Origin of the sequence: uncultured Rikenella sp. (assembly GCF_910579375.1) — a bacterium.
Classification (GTDB): Bacteria; Bacteroidota; Bacteroidia; order Bacteroidales; family Rikenellaceae; genus Rikenella.
Genome location: NZ_CAJTUJ010000059.1, coordinates 1 through 11,265, shown reverse-complemented (window position 1 = coordinate 11,265; position 11,265 = coordinate 1). Strand labels below are relative to the sequence as shown.

The window sequence follows — 11,265 nt, the reverse complement described above, 5'->3', positions numbered from 1 at the left end:
GCATCCGACCCGACATACTCCCGATTCGGATCGAGCGTCACCGCCAGCTCCTCCCACGTCGAGACCCCCGGCTTGAGTTCCGCCAGCTGCGCCTGCTCCAGATTGGCATAGCACACCACCCGATATTCCCCCTCCGGCACCCCCGCCAGCAACGTATCCACTCTTTTCCCCGTCTCCCCGTCCCTTCCCGTCGCCTTAGCCGCCACCCCGTCTTCGAGTTCCAGAATATTTTGGAACACCCCCTGCGGATCATAGACCATCGCATGCAGCGTCCGAACCCTGTCGTTATCCGGAAACTCCAGCAGCAACGTCGGTTTCATATTGATCTCGACGTCCAGTTTTTCGGTCAGCGTACAACTGCTCATCCCCGCCATTCCCGCCGCCACAGTTGCCGCTAAAATTAATATCTTCCTCATTCTTTCTCCTGTTTATGCAGATACGGTGACATTTCCGGGTCGAGATTGGCCCGATATTCCAGCAAGTCGTCCAGTTCGCACGCCTTCCGGAAGCACTGTTCTCCCAGTTTCCACTCGCCCAGCCGCGAGCAAACGATCGCCCTCAGATATTCCACCTGCGCCGACGACGGCAGTTCGAAGAGAATCTCCCTCGCCGCCCCATTGAACCCCCTCGACAAGAGCGCGACCGCCGTATTCTGGTCCCGATACGGCATCAGCAACGTCGAAGCCTCCTTGTAATGACGCGTGCGCAACAGCTCGACCGCCCGCTGGTACACCGTATCGACCACCGTGGTATGGATCGTATCCTTGAGCATCCCCACCCTCCGGAGGTTGTATTTGAAGTCCACGACCCTGAGCCTCGGATAGATCACATCCCGAATGTAGCGATAATCCTTTCCGTACTGCTTCCTGATCGCCGCCTCGCGTTCATCCGGATCCGCGATTTGTTTCGCCAGCCTCAATATCTCGTCCCGATGCTCGATTTGGTCGTCACGCACCACCTCTCGCTTGAAGTCCGTCCAGTTTTCGCCCTCCCAACGCACCGTGAGGAGCGTATCGAGTTCCGGGAAATCGAACTCCTGCTTCAGATACCTGCTCAAAGCGTAGGCCCGCTCCCTCGCCAACCGGTTATTGTGCCTAAAGCTCCCCTCCGGCGACGAAGCCGCCGTCAGGACGATACTGTCCACATAGAACTCATGCTGGTACAAGAGCGTGTGCATCAAGTCCCGAATCTGCCCCAGATTCTGAGCATTGTTCCCCAGCGAGTCCATGATTTTGGTATTATTGACCTTGAACGTCAAGTAATTCCGGTCATTCACGACCGCAAACTTCTCGACGATCCGGGTCATATACCTCGTAATCGGCAGCACGAACGTCAGCATCGAGCTGATATTGAACTGCAGCGTATCGTTCGGCGGCACATCGTACGAACTTCCGTCCAGCGCATTCACCCGTCCGTTGAGCGAAATATAGAGCCTTTTGTCATCCTCTTCGACCTTCACATCCTGCGTATAGAAGTACGTGATCTTCTCCTTCCCGTTCAGAATCGAGTCGAACCGGCTCCGGTCCAGATACGGGAACTGCACGAATCGATGAAACGCCTCCTTCAGCCTGAGCGTATCCTCCTCCGAAAGATTTCCTTTCCTTCTCCGCACCAGTTTGCTCTGAAACTTCGAGTACCTCCAGTAATTCCGCTCCTGCAGCTTGCTGAACAGCCCGCCCCTCACCTGCAACGGTTCAAGTTCTATATTCTGCTCCTTGCGGTGCATGATGGGGGTGATGGTAAAGCTCTGCACATTGCCCTGCAACTCCCTCGGCATCGTGATGAGGAAGTCGATCTGAATCTTCCCGTTCCGTTCGGCCAGCATCCTGGTCTTCGCAATCACACTGACCTCCCTCGACCTGAGCAAGGCCACCGCCTCCCCGTCGTCCTCGATCACCATCGACCTGCGATTCGCCACAAAGAGCGACCCGCTGTCCCCCTTCATTTCATAAATGGTCGTATCCTGCTGTTCATCCGCCTTCATCCGTTCCCTCATCTGCCTGGGCGTATGGGCCACCACACTGGTATACTGATGCCGTTCCAATCGGCTCGTCACGGCACAACCGTTGAAGAGGAGCGTCGTCAGCCAACAGGCCGCAAAAAGGAGCAGAAAAGTACGCTTCATAAGCGAGTTCTATCCGAAAAGTAGTGATAAAAGAGATTCGACAAATCGTTAAAACAGGTACACAAAACTGACATCCGCCTTCGTCGGCGCCACCGTAATCCGTTTCGAGTGGTAGATGTACTCATCCTGCGTATAATCCGTATACCTCGGCCTTTTGGTATCCTGCATGTAGAGAATCCCCGCCCCGATCTCGACCCCGATCGTAAATCGTTTGGATATCAGCCAGCAATGCCCCCACGAGAATCCCGGCCCGACCAGAAACCCTTTTCTGGTATTGTATTTATCCCCGAGATCATACCACGCCCCGCTGAGATGCACCCCCCAGAACGAACCGGCATTGGGTTCGAACCTCCAGAACCTGAATCCCGGCTGCACCCCGACCCCCATGAGCGAGAGTTTATTCATTTTGATCGGATTGGCATACAGTCCGATATCGAGCGAAGATTTCTGTCCGACCGCGATATCGCATCCGATATTGATCGTGCCCGAGAGCAACAGCAGCCCATTTCCCCTAATCGAGTAGAACTGCGCATGCGCCTTGTTTCCGGTCGCCGCCATCCCGACCAGCAGCACCGCCACAGCAAAAATAGCCCGTATGATTTTTTTGCATTCCACAGCCGCTCGTTTTCTTAAAAGCCGCATTATTCTACTATGATATTCTTGCGATCCACGACCGTTGCAGTTCCATACCTCGACCGAAGCATCAAATTCATCTGAATCAGCCCGGAAGACATCGTCTGCGTATACACCACTTTACACTTTACCCGTCGTTCACCCGGCTGATCGTCCGTTTCCAAAACATCATACCATCCGTCTCCGGTTCCCGACACATCATCAAACGCAGGCCCTAACTCCTCTGTACCATCCGGTTTCACAATAAGCGGGAATACATCAAAGTGTTGCCCCCTCGCCCCCGGTGCCGTACAAACCAACTGAAGTTCGTCGTTAAAATAATTCGAACAGATAATCTCAACGATCGCCTCCTGAGGCTCATTCAACTTAAAATCCACAGGAAATGCACTCAGCACATTAATTTTCAGAGAGGAAATCCGTATATCATCCGGATCCAACCCATTCAACTCCAAATGCACATGATAATAAGCATTACCCTCTACATCAAAATTATCCGTCGTATTATTCCCGAGGAAAATCGAAAACCCATATTGTTCGGCTTTCTCATTTTCGCTCTCTTTATATGTCCCATCCAAGAAAATATAAGACGCATACTTCGGCGCCTTGTGTCCATTCCGATCTCTCGGATCCGTAATTCCGCTTACATCTCCCTGCATATTCTCTTGCAGATAGAAAATTATCGGATCCTCTTTAGAAATATTTCCTCCATACCCCTCACTCCCGTCCGCAACAAAATTCCGAAGCGGTCGAACCACATCCATTGCAAGGAAATCGCCCGAACTACTCGGCGTACTCTTTTCAAACACCGCAACATTCTTAGGCGCATATCTCGCCCCGATGGATGTGATCTTCATTTTACCCACCATATCCCCCCCTAACTCATACGAGAACTGGAACTTCGCCACTTTCCGCTCCAGAACAATCGAAATCGGCACTATACTTCCCTCAGCCACCTGATCCCCAGGATGTTTAGCCCGCTTGATTTCCATATTTTCATCCACAGAGCTCATTAACATACCATCGGCTTGCGTCAAATCCTTCTTCCCCGAACTAACCACCAATGCTTTGATTTGCTGCTCCGTCATCGAACAGAATGACTCCCCCACCGCCGTAGGATCAGTTGGATGATGCGAATCGCTACACAGCGATCCCCCCGCATTAGCCACCGCATACATCCGATACTTTCCCAGCCGGATATTAGTGAGTTTGAGATGTTTAGCCACATCTACCGACGAGAAATAGTAGTGTCTCACTTCCGGCCCCGTGGGCGACGGATATGATTTATGGACAAAGAAGAGATTGAGGTCATTCACCTGCCGTTCCTGCTCTTCGCGCGTCGCAGCACGTGTTTCGAGCTCATTACACCGCAGGATGAGCATCGCATCGACCAACTCAGAGTCCTTTCCCGCGTTCCCGTCCAGGGTATGCCTCCGGCAACCGCCCGCCAGCAGCACCACAGAAAGCATTCCCGTCCATAATATGAAACGACTGATATAACTCATGATTCTATCCACCGTTACCGCACCGCACGAGCGCCGCCGGAGAAATCTCCCTTGGCGGCACCCCGCGATGTGCAATCCGTGAAAAACGTAGAAAGAAAACCCTCTCGCAAAAGGTTAATTTCTATTCCCAATCTCTACATTTTGGGTCTTAAGAGGTTCCCACTCTTCAACCTTGATTTCCGCCACCACCTCATTCGAACTCAACCCATTGATCGCGACATCCACCAGATAAGATCCATTCCGCACGAAGAGCCCGAAATTCGCATCCTTCGTATTATCGATACTCCCCGCCTCACCAGCCAGCGGAATTTCATACGTAATCGTGCTTTTATCCTCCTTGGTCTCCCAATTCCCATCAAAATCGAATTCTGCCGTCAAGAACAGAATCGGTTTGTATTCCGTCTTGGCAACCGCCGTCCCCGCAATCCCGTTCTCATAGATATAGAACAGATTCCGAAACAACGTAAAAGTTCCCGTTTCACTTGCTTTCACCGAATCCGGCACCTGCTTCAACGCATCATTTCTCAACGCGATCGACGAAATTGCCTTCGGTTTCATCAAGAATGTCTGCTGTGCCAAACTATCTATCTCCGCATTTATAATTCTGAAACCCGTCCCCGGATATTTCTTGATAAAATCCGACGTAATCGATGATTTGATCATCACCTTGGCCACCGTCCGTTTGAGCGGCACCGTCACCCGTGTCGGCACATTGTCAATCTTAGCCGGCGTAGTCGTTGACTCCTTGCCACTCATCGCAAATCCCTTATTATTCTGCTGATAATTTCTCTTCGCCTCTTTAGAAATCACCGAAAAACTCCCATTATACTCTACCAAATTACCGAAACGGCTCACCGATCCGCTGATCATCCCCTCCTGATAAGCAGTCCCCTCCAAAACACTTCGCGCCACCCCCTGCTTATTGGTTGCATAACTTGCCATTTCCGCCGTGAAATCGCAGTTCGCTATGGCATAAAAATCATATGGAGTATTCTCCTTCACATTCGGAATCGCAAACACCGCCTTTTGTTTCGAAACCTCATATTCGGTAAACTGCCGTTGATATACACACACATCCTGTCCCGATTCATACACAAACAGCGCTACATTATTCACCGTTTTTTCCCAATCTTCGGCCTTATTGTCACCGAACGCCTTAGTCGCCGGTTCCCCCAACATCACTTCCACAGTGCTGGTAACTAAGACGGGATTTACTGTCTCCTGCTTCTTGCAGGAGACAGCCACTGCAGTGGCTGCGAGCACCGCACAGATTGATCCTTTCATGATTAAACTGCCAAAAATGTTAGAATTATCGTTTCAATTTCGTTCCTTCAAATCGCGCCCCGGCACACCGAGACGCGATCCGTTACAAGGTGCAAATGTAATGCTTTTTAACAATTAGCGACACATATTCGGAGTAAATTGCAGCAATCTTGTCGTATTCCTGCCCCCGACTCCCTCGCCCCCGCCCCGTAAAAAAGAGAGAGGACGACCCGCAGATCGTCCTCTGACACAACGTTTTAACTCCCTCTTCAGTTCAATCCCCTCCCCGACAAAATCCCTCCGACAAAAACCCCTCGCCTACTGGAAAAGAAAAAACAGACTCGCCGGCGTCAGACACAACGCACAATTCTCCTCCAGGCTCGTCGTATAGTACAAATTCCCGCACTCCGGACACACCGACCACGAATTGATCACATTCACATCCGACCCGTCCCGTCCCAGCTTCACCAACGCCCTCTGACAATAAATGACATGCCGTTCCGCCACCGTCCCCATCCAGTCCAGGAGCCTCGCCGCCTCCGACGCCCGTTCCCTCCTCGCCGCCTCCGCCACCGCCGGAAATAGCACCTTCGCCATCGAATCCTTGACCCTCACCGTCACCGCCAGATTATCCAGCGTCCGCCCCACCAGAAACACCGAATCCCGCCTCCCGACGAGCGAATCGCCGTATTCCTCCAGAATTTCGCGATTTTTCTGCGTATGCACCCTCTCCGAGCAAGCCAGCGCCTCGAACAGATTGGCAATATTCTGCAACCCCTCCTCCTTCGCCTGCTCCGAGAAGTCGGCATACCGTTCCGCCGCATAGCCCTCGTCAGCCGATATGTTTTTCAGATTTTCGATCGTCTCGACCGGCCGCGAACCGCAACCGCCGCACAACAAGACCCCACCCAACAATCCGCCCCACACACCCGCACCCAGGAAATACCGTCGTATCATCTTTCGATTTCGTTTACCCCGCCGCCCGAAACGGAAAGCGAACGGCAGGAAAAAAATACCCCCCTCACCTTTCGGCCCCCTCCCGATCGAGCGGCCCCGAAACCCGGCTGTCAATAAATAATGTCACAAACATAGTATATTTTCGTATAACGGCCAAAGAAAAATCAATCTTTTTGGACTTTTGGTTATTCTTATGTTTTTTTACTATTTTTGGGGTCAATCATTAAAAAATTTTCAAGAACCGAATCCCATGAAAGCCGCCCTCGACTACGCCGACCGGAACCAGCCCCGTTTTCTCAAAGAACTCTTTGATTATCTGCGCATTCCCTCCATCAGTTCCTCCCCCGACCACCGCCCCGACATGGAACGCTGCGCCGAATGGCTGCGCGACGCCCTGCTGAAATCCGGCGCCGACCGCGCCGAAATCCACCCCACCCCCGGCCATCCGATCGTCTACGGCGAAAAACGGCTCTCCGACACCGCCCCGACCGTCCTCGTCTACGGCCACTACGACGTCATGCCCGTCGACCCCCTCGACGAGTGGCACACCTCCCCCTTCGAACCGGTGATCCGCGACGGGAAAATCTGGTGTCGCGGCGCCGACGACGACAAAGGCCAAGGCTTCATGCACCTCAAAGCCTTCGAATCGATGCACGCCACCGGCACCCTTCCCTGCAACGTCAAATTCATGTTCGAAGGCGAAGAAGAGATCGGCTCCGCCTCGCTGACCGCCTGGTGCGCCGCCCACAAAGAGCTGCTCCGCGCCGACGTCATATTGGTATCCGACACCTCCCTGCTGGGCCCCGACACCCCCTCCATCACCTGCGGTCTGCGCGGCCTGACCTACATCGAAGTCGAAGCCTCCGGCCCCAACCGCGACCTCCACTCCGGTCTTTACGGCGGCACCGTCGTCAACCCCGCCAACGCCCTGTGCAAACTGCTCGGCACCCTGACCGACGACTCCACCGGTCGGATCACCGTTCCCGGCCTCTACGACGACCTCCGGGAGTTCAGCCCCGCCGAGCGGGCCGAGATCAACGCCGCCCCCTTCGACGACCGCCGGTTCGCCACCTCCATCGGCCTCGACACCCCGCGCGGCGAGAGCGGCTACACCACCCTCGAACGGCGCGGCATTCGTCCCTCGCTGGACATCTGCGGCCTCTGGAGCGGCTACACCGGCCCCGGCGCCAAGACCATCATCCCCGCCACCGCCCACGCCAAAGTCTCCATGCGCCTCGCCGCCGGACAAGACCCCGAACGGGCCGCCGAACAATTGATCGCCCACCTCGAACAGCTCGCCCCTCAGTACGGCATCCGCGTGAAGTGCACCCCGCTGCACGGCGGCTACCCCTACGCCGCCTCCACCGACTCCGCCGCCTACCGCGCCGCCGCGAAAGCGATGGAAGCCACCTTCGGCAAACGCCCCGTCCCCTTCTACAGCGGCGGCAGCATCCCCATTATCAGCACCTTCCAACGCGTTCTGGGCATCCAGTCCATCCTGATGGGCTTCGGCCTCGACACCGACGCCATCCACTCCCCGAACGAGAACTTCCCGCTGGAAAACTTCCGCCGCGGGATCGCCACCCTGCCCCTCTTCTACCGCCACTTCGCCGAGAGCCACCGATAAACACACCGAGAGGCACACTATTTGCATGCATCCCCGACAAAAAAGCAGCCCCATATGGATACCCCGAACACCCCTCATAAAGCCGGTTTCGTAAACATCATCGGCAACCCGAACGTCGGCAAATCGACCCTGATGAACCGCCTGGTCGGCGAACGCCTTTCGATCATCACCTCGAAAGCGCAGACCACCCGCCATCGGATCCTGGGGATCGTCAGCGGGCCCGACTTCCAGATCGTCTACTCCGACACCCCCGGCGTACTGAAACCGAAGTACAAGCTTCAGGAATCGATGCTGGAATTTTCGCGGAGCGCCCTGAGCGACGCCGACGTGCTGGTCTACGTGACCGACACCGTCGAACAGCCCGACAAGAACAACGACTTCCTGACCCGCGTACAGTCCATGGCCGCCGACGGCACCCCCGTTCTGGTGGTGATCAACAAGATCGACCTGACCACCCCGGAAAAACTGGAAGAACTGGTCTCCTGGTGGCACACCGCGATCCCGACCGCCGAGATCATTCCGGTCTCCGCCCAGGAGGGCTTCAACGTCGAACCGGTCATCAAACGGATCGTCTCCCTGCTGCCCGAAGGGCCCGCCTACTATCCGAAAGATACGCTGACCGACAAGAGCCTTCGCTTTTTCGCGAGCGAGATCATTCGGGAGAAGATCCTGACCCACTACGACAAAGAGCTACCCTACTCGGTCGAAGTGGCGATCGAATCCTACGAAGAGTCCCCGACGCTGGATCGGATCGGCGCCGTGATCTACGTCTCGCGGCAGTCCCAGAAAGGGATCATCATCGGCCACCGGGGAACGAAGCTGAAACAGGTCGGCACCGAAGCGCGGAAAGATTTAGAGGCATTTTTGGGGAAGAAAGTATTTTTAGAGATTTTCGTAAAGGTAGCCGAAGGTTGGCGCGACAACGACCGGGCATTACGCCAATTCGGTTACAACAACGACTGACACCCGCCCGGCGGGAGAGAAGAGACCGCCCATCTCAGCCCCAGGGCCCGCGAGGAGACGACCATCCCGCGGGCCCTTTTCGCATCCCCCTCTCTCCGCCCCGGGCTACCGCAACCGAGCATCGGGCACCCCCAACGAGACGGGATATTTCGGCTACAGTCAATCTCTTTCTCTTTCCCGACATAGCGATTATTATGCAGATATAAGTTTGACATTCAGCTCCAACACACTCACCCCGCATAATATCCTCAGCCATGCCTACGGTCTTCAGTTGCGTTGCCTCTCGGAATAAACGCCGCGGGCCCGCGGGGGGCAAAGGGCCGGGTCTACCCTAAAAATAAGGGCAGCCTCTACCCTAACTTGAATCCGAGGCGGCCCGCCCCGGGCTACCACGAGCGCAACGATGGAGCCTTGGCATATGTGGGACATCACGGCGCCAGCTGGTCGTCTTCTACGACCGGCTATTGGGGCTTTTATCTTTGGTTTCATCTGGGCCTTCTAAACCCCAGCGGTGCGAACGCTCGGGTCTACGGTTTTCAGTTGCGCTGCCTCTCGGAATAAACGGGAGTAGAGGCGGCCAGTAAAACGCACGGTGGGCCCGCCCCGGGCAGCCGCGGTCGCGGCGAAGGCACATCGTGGAACCCCGGCAACGCCGGTTACGTCTGGTCTTCCACGGTCAGCAACACAAACGGCCTCCACTTACATTATAATATGAAATGGTTTGGCGCCAGCTACGGGATCGAACGCGCCTACGGTTTTCAGCTGCGTTGCCTCTCGGAATAAACGCTGCGTGCCCGCGGTGGGCAAAGGGCTGGAACTACCCTAAGTAACCGACAGTCTCTACCCTATTTCACATTTGACTTTGCGGTCGGACGCCCGGGAGGTATCGCAATTTTCGACACGGAGCGGCGTGTTGCGGGCCTCCCGAAGGGAGGCGTCCGGCCCGCGCGACCCTAAAGGGTCGCAAGAGTAAGACCCCATCACCCCTTGACCAACAACAGCAATCGCCGCCAGCGGTGAGTGCAACGAGCTCCGAAGAGTTGCAGTCCGCCGCGCGGGGTGGCGGCGAACTGCGCGGCTCAAAGAGCCGCAAGAGCTCGGCCCAAATCCGAGCCATATGCACCTCCCGTCGCGGCGCGAAAACCGAAAGCCCGAAGAACAAATTTTCACACACATCACAACCCCCTCCCAGTACCAATAAAAATTGTGCTCGTCGAAGCCCCAAGCCTTGACGAGCACAAAATATATACCTATATATATAACGGTACCCCCCGAATCACCGAATCCGATCCAGCGATTTAACCAGCGCAATATCCTTCGTAATCCCCCGGAACGCCAAATAGACGAAGATCAACGCCACGATCGGCAAGAGATCCGCCAGTGAATAACGAATAGCAAACATTCCTCCCATCGCCTCCAAGCCCTCCTTGAGTTTGTAGATGTAAAGCGCCACAAAGCCCTCGATCCCGAGCAGCAATACCGCCTGCACAAAACACAACCTGACCTGCACCCCCCGTTTCCGAAACAGAAAGATCGTCACCAAAGCGACCCCCATCGTAAGCGCGACCAAAATTCCCATATACACCGTCGCCACCACCCGTTGTCCATTCTGCGACACCCCCCAAAGGCCGAAGACAATTTCCTGTTCCACCCCCTCCGGCACCGTCACCCTCGTAATCGTCCCCTCCTCATCCACCATCTGCGTCGTCCCCGCCGGCAGCACCGATCCCACGGTCACCGTCGCGAAATCCATGAAAAACATCGCCCCCATCAACCCCGCCACAATTAACAGATAGAGCGTCTGAATACGTTGCCACATAATCGTTTCGAAAAAAGATGAATATCAGTGACAAAGGTAACGAGAATTCGCAGAAAACAAAATCCGGCATGCACGGATATCGATCTATTCCACTCCTCCATGCAGTCTTCAGCTAATTTATGTGATATTCTTATTCGCCCCCCGCCCCGGGCTACCGCGGCCGCGGCGAAGGAGCATTGTGGAGCGTCGGCAGCCATGGTTACAGTTGGGCGGCTGGGGTCAGCGGCATCTACGGGATGCGTATGCGTTTCGATATGACGAATACCGGCCCACATACGACAACCGATCGTGCCTACGGTCTTCAGTTGCGTTGCCTCTCGGAATAAACCGGGAAGAGAGACTTCCGCGACGGACAATGGACTGGAAATAAAGTATC

At 55.1% G+C, this 11,265-nt stretch carries 9 protein-coding genes; 2 read left to right on the top strand and 7 right to left on the bottom strand.

Annotated features, from left to right (window positions below; all coding sequences use genetic code 11):
* The 6 genes from QZ302_RS06305 to QZ302_RS06280 form a co-directional block, all read right to left on the bottom strand.
* Positions 1-416 (bottom strand): FimB/Mfa2 family fimbrial subunit (locus QZ302_RS06305; RefSeq protein ID WP_294593725.1); only part of this gene is annotated, 416 nt, incomplete at its 3' end.
* Complete coding sequence (locus QZ302_RS06300; protein WP_294593723.1) at positions 413-2,125, bottom strand: hypothetical protein; 1,713 nt, start codon at positions 2,123-2,125, stop codon at positions 413-415. The genes QZ302_RS06305 and QZ302_RS06300, both read right to left, overlap by 4 nt.
* A 48-nt stretch (positions 2,126-2,173) precedes the next feature.
* The gene (locus QZ302_RS06295) at positions 2,174-2,740 is read right to left on the bottom strand and encodes a DUF3575 domain-containing protein (RefSeq protein WP_294593721.1); all 567 of its coding nucleotides are present in this window, start codon (positions 2,738-2,740) and stop codon (positions 2,174-2,176) included.
* A 26-nt stretch (positions 2,741-2,766) separates the two neighbouring features.
* Positions 2,767-4,260 carry a hypothetical protein gene (locus QZ302_RS06290; protein WP_294593719.1) on the bottom strand — a complete coding sequence of 498 codons (1,494 nt, stop codon included), beginning with the start codon at positions 4,258-4,260 and terminating at the stop codon, positions 2,767-2,769.
* A 114-nt stretch (positions 4,261-4,374) separates the two neighbouring features.
* Entirely contained in the window at positions 4,375-5,544 is a 1,170-nt protein-coding gene (locus QZ302_RS06285) for a hypothetical protein (RefSeq protein ID WP_294593717.1), read from the bottom strand.
* Positions 5,545-5,841: 297 nt separating this feature from the next.
* A complete protein-coding gene (locus tag QZ302_RS06280) occupies positions 5,842-6,480 on the bottom strand; it encodes a ferritin family protein (RefSeq protein ID WP_294593715.1) in 639 nt (212 codons plus the stop codon).
* A 250-nt stretch (positions 6,481-6,730) separates the two neighbouring features.
* Between QZ302_RS06280 and QZ302_RS06275 the strand changes: the two genes are divergently transcribed.
* Both QZ302_RS06275 and era read left to right on the top strand, forming a co-directional pair.
* Positions 6,731-8,107, top strand: a complete 1,377-nt coding sequence (locus QZ302_RS06275; RefSeq protein WP_294593713.1) for a dipeptidase — start codon at positions 6,731-6,733, stop codon at positions 8,105-8,107.
* A 54-nt stretch (positions 8,108-8,161) separates the two neighbouring features.
* A complete protein-coding gene (gene era, locus QZ302_RS06270) occupies positions 8,162-9,070 on the top strand; it encodes a GTPase Era (protein WP_294593711.1) in 909 nt (302 codons plus the stop codon).
* Between the two features lie 1,276 nt (positions 9,071-10,346).
* On the opposite strand, the gene QZ302_RS06265 is transcribed toward era, so the two are convergent.
* On the bottom strand, positions 10,347-10,889 hold the full coding sequence (locus QZ302_RS06265) for a DUF4293 domain-containing protein (RefSeq protein ID WP_294593709.1): 543 nt from the start codon (positions 10,887-10,889) through the stop codon (positions 10,347-10,349).
* Positions 10,890-11,265 lie beyond the last annotated feature (376 nt).